The sequence below is a fragment of the Vibrio sp. V39_P1S14PM300 genome, from assembly GCF_009904765.1.
GTDB lineage: Bacteria > Pseudomonadota > Gammaproteobacteria > Enterobacterales > Vibrionaceae > Vibrio > Vibrio proteolyticus.
Map to the genome: position 1 here is coordinate 1 of NZ_WXWP01000416.1, position 4,025 is coordinate 4,025.

At 47.1% G+C, this 4,025-nt stretch carries 3 protein-coding genes and 1 pseudogene; 1 reads left to right on the forward strand and 3 read right to left on the reverse strand.

The annotated features are described in order from the left end of the window. Both CAG65_RS21910 and CAG65_RS21915 read right to left on the reverse strand, forming a co-directional pair. Nucleotides 1-626, reverse strand: a pseudogene (locus CAG65_RS21910) (transporter); the annotation flags it as partial. Nucleotides 627-811: 185 nt separating this feature from the next. Beyond that, entirely contained in the window at nucleotides 812-2,581 is a 1,770-nt protein-coding gene (locus tag CAG65_RS21915; protein ID WP_161454973.1) for a methyl-accepting chemotaxis protein, read from the reverse strand. Between the two features lie 223 nt (nucleotides 2,582-2,804). Here CAG65_RS21915 and CAG65_RS21920 point away from each other — a divergent pair, with 223 nt between their 5' ends. Then, a complete protein-coding gene (locus tag CAG65_RS21920; RefSeq protein ID WP_161454974.1) occupies nucleotides 2,805-3,416 on the forward strand; it encodes a beta-phosphoglucomutase family hydrolase in 612 nt (203 codons plus the stop codon). A gap of 6 nt (nucleotides 3,417-3,422) precedes the next feature. On the opposite strand, the gene CAG65_RS21925 is transcribed toward CAG65_RS21920, so the two are convergent. Next, nucleotides 3,423-3,899 carry a cupin domain-containing protein gene (locus CAG65_RS21925; RefSeq protein ID WP_161454975.1) on the reverse strand — a complete coding sequence of 159 codons (477 nt, stop codon included), beginning with the start codon at nucleotides 3,897-3,899 and terminating at the stop codon, nucleotides 3,423-3,425. Nucleotides 3,900-4,025 lie beyond the last annotated feature (126 nt).

Here is a 4,025-nt window from a genome sequence, read left to right on the forward strand (position 1 = left end):
AACATGGAGATAGATGGTTCAACACTCCAGAATCCGGAGCCAGTAGGCACTTCTTTAAACGTATTGTCGTTGGGATCGATGTCGACCTCATAAGGGGATTTGCCAGTGTCCGATTTAACGGTTAATCCTCCGACCCAGTAGGGCGTGCTATTAAAGTTGAATTGATGCCGCACTGCCAGTTCGATGTCGCCCAATCCACCACCATCTAATGTGGTATTGATGGTGTTGTCAGCGGCTCCGTCTTGAATTGGGCGCGTGGAGACCTGATCGTTTCGATAGACATACGGCAAGCGGATCTCAATTTCAGTATCGTCAAACAAGCCGTAACGGGCCGATAAGCCGGCAGTAATGGTTGTACGATCGGAATCAGAGACTTCTATTCGACCGACCAGAAGAGTAGGAAGAATGGTGTAACCAACGACGGAGACTTTGTTGGAAGAGTTTTGTGTGTAGCTTAATGACGCATCAAACGCGAATTGGCCCTTTGGGGTCAGGACGCCGGAACGGACAAAAACGTCGTTAACCGTTTGAGGGCGTTTGGCAATGTCAGACTCTTCGGCTGCCAGTGACGAGGCAGAAAAACAAAGCAGAGGGAGTACATATATTGTTTTCGTTGTCCTTAACATAACTTAGCCTTATGAGGTTGTGAGGTCACACTTAAACTTAGTTACAGCAAGGTGGAAATACACTTCACCTATTAGTTTTGTTGTATATGGATTCTCAAAAAATAGAAGCAAATTTGTCTTGAATATGAAGCATAAAAAAGCCCCCAGTGTTGGGGGCCGAGGTTAGTTATCGTCGTGATATTTGGTTAGCTTTTGCTGGTGGTAAATTCTGCCACCGCCGCGTCCATATCCCGGGCCTGACGTGATACTTCATCCACCTCCACCAAGCACTGCTGAGCAGAGTGCATGTTGTTTTCCGAGATGGTATTGAGTTCGGTGATCGACTCACTGACCTGATTCATCACGATGCCTTGTTCTTCAATTGCAGACGCAATTCGCTCTGAGTTGGCCTGAATGTTTTCCATGTCGTGAATAATTTGGCTCAGGCTGTCATCGAGCTTCTGGGAAGCATCAAGTGTTTCATGGCCTTGCTGGTTACATTGATTGATGTCATCAACCACTTGAGACATTTGATGTTGAATCGCCGAAACCACCTTGGTGATTTCTTCTGTCGACTGATGTGTACGGCTGGCAAGCGCACGCACTTCATCGGCCACCACGGCAAATCCGCGGCCTTGCTCACCAGCACGCGCCGCTTCAATTGCCGCGTTCAGTGCCAATAAATTAGTTTGCTCTGCAATATCCTGAATGATATTGACCGCGCCGCCAATTTGCGCCACATGATCATTAAGTGATGAGATCGAATTTTGGCTGTCTTCCAATGTGGCAGACAGTTGGCCGATATTGCTTACGGTGGACTCGACGACCGTTCGGCCATTCTGAGCGTTCACAGACGCCTGCTGGACACCTTCGACCGCAACTGACGTGCTTTCAGATATCTCGCTGATGGTCGCGACCATTTCCTGAACGGCTGTTGCCATGGATGTGGTGTGATCAGCCTGAATGTGGAACTGTTCAATCACACTCTGCAACTCACCGTGCATAGTTTCGGTGTTGCTGGATAGCTGGCCCGCTTTCGTTTGAGTGCCCGAAATCAGTCCTTCCAGTTTTTCCAGCAAGCGGTTGAAGTAAGTGCCGATCGAAGCGAGTTCATCTTTCCCTTGTAGGTTAGCACGCATGCCGACGTTGTTGGTTCGGGCGATTTCCTGAATGGTATTGAGCAGAAACGCAACCTGAAGGTTGATGGAGCGCGAGATCCAGTAAATGAAACCTGCGATAAGTACCACGATAATACCGACAATCGCTGTTTTCATCGTCGATACTTGTTGGTTATTCGCGTCAATTTGCTCATTCAGCTTGGTAGAAAAGTCGCTGAACTGCTTTTCTACCGAGTGCGATCGGGTACGTGCTTCTCCGAGCAAGCCCTGGTCATATTTGAGGCCAATCACTTGTTTTTGCGCAACCAGTGCATTTGCTGTTTTCAGAAATTGTGGGGCTGGGACGTCGGTCAACAATTGAGCGTCCAGCTCTCCAGCTTCCACTTTTTCATCAAATTCAAAGAGCTTGACCAGGTCTTCGCTGCCAAGTCGTGATTCCAGTGCTGAGAAAGCCGTATAGTAGTCATTTCTGAGTGCTTGATCCGCCTTCAGGCCCAGCGTTTGATACCCGGCCACCAACTGCTGAAAACTTTTTTGGTAGGAAAGGATATCAGTACGCAGTTGTTGACTGGATGGCAACTTGTGTTCACTCAGTAACCCAGAAAGTTCACTTTCAAGGCTTAAAAACGTGGTAATATTTTTTTCGAATTTATCCAGATATTTGGCGTCGTGGCGAAGCAGGAAGTCTTTTTCATTACGACGAAGATTGAGAAGACGAATTTCTAATTTGTCGACAAGTTGAGTGGCTTGGCTCAGTTCTCCGGTGGTTTGAGTGAAGTGGGTTGTAGCTCCCACGAGAAACGCAATTCCCAAAATAGCAATCACACCCAATGAATACAACTTTTGCTTAATATTCATGAGATTACCTTAAGTCTGATGAAAGAATATCTGACGTGAATTATTATGTTTTTTGATGATACTACGCACTATTCATAGTGCATATCAATATATGCTGTGCTGAAAAATAACTTTAGCACCATATGTAATTGTATTATCTGGTACTTTTGTGTAATAAAAAACTACAGAAATATGACAATTGTTCCAGAATGCCAAATTTAACAATAAACCGACGGGAGATAACATGACCCTCGAACTTGCCAAATACAAAGGCCTTATTTTTGATATGGATGGCACGCTGCTTGATACCATGCCTGCGCACCTCGCTGCGTGGGCTAAAACCGCCGAGCATTTTCAGTTTCCCTTTGATCAAGTATGGCTGCACAGTTTGGGTGGTATGCCGAGCTTTAAAATTGCGAATGAAATCAATCGTAAGTATCACATGAACCTGCTACCTAGTGAGGTCTCACGTTTCAAAATGGATGCTTTTGCCAGCATCGATACGCCCCCTGCGCTCATTGCGTGTACGACTGAGATTCTGGATCAGTATATGGGTCACAAAAAGATGGCGGTTGGCACTGGGAGCCAGAGGGAGAGCGCGCTGCGTCTGCTCGACAATGCCCGCCTACTGGACAAGCTGCAAGCCGTGGTGTCTGCCACCGATGTGCAGGACCACAAGCCTTCGCCAGACACGTTTCTCCTTGCGGCTGAGAAATTAGGCCTCAAAGCGAGTGACTGCGTTGTGTTTGAAGACACGGAACTGGGCAAAAGCGCAGCCCATAACGCAGGTATGGACTGCTTCATGGTAGAAAACGAACAACTGGTGTTTTATCCGGTGTCGCAATCGATCCTATAGAAGTCGTTAGGCTTCTCGGGTTAGGGTTAAGATCACGTCGCGATGTTGAGGATAGCGATTGAGTAAGCCATTCCGATCGTAAAGCGTGAAATCCTCAAATGTAAAACCAGGTGATACCATGCAGCCAACGAGCGAGAAGCCAGGCTGATTCATCGCGGAACCAAAAACATATCCTTTCGGTACGAGTACCTGAGGCTTTTCACCGCGTTCAATATCCAGACCGAGTTGCTGAGTGGTCAGTTGCCCCTCTGGATCAATCATATAAATAGTCAGCGACTCTCCTGCATGGAAATACCACATTTCATCGGCGGTCAGTTGGTGAAAATGAGAGACTTCTCCGGTACGCAGCAAAAAGTAAATGCTGCTCCAGAGTGGGCGGTTTTCATCAAACGGTGTGTCGGAACGAAACGATGAGCAGTAATAGCCGCCCTCTACGTGTGGTTGAAGATTAAGATGGTCTATGAAGTATTCGGCGCTTTGCATGTGGCAGTTCTCTTTTAGATACAAGATTATACTGAGAAGTTTACCTGAGACTGACGCGCTCACACAGAGCGTATGCACAAAAGGTGATAGGCACACCAAATCGGTGAAGATGGTGAACCAAGTTGG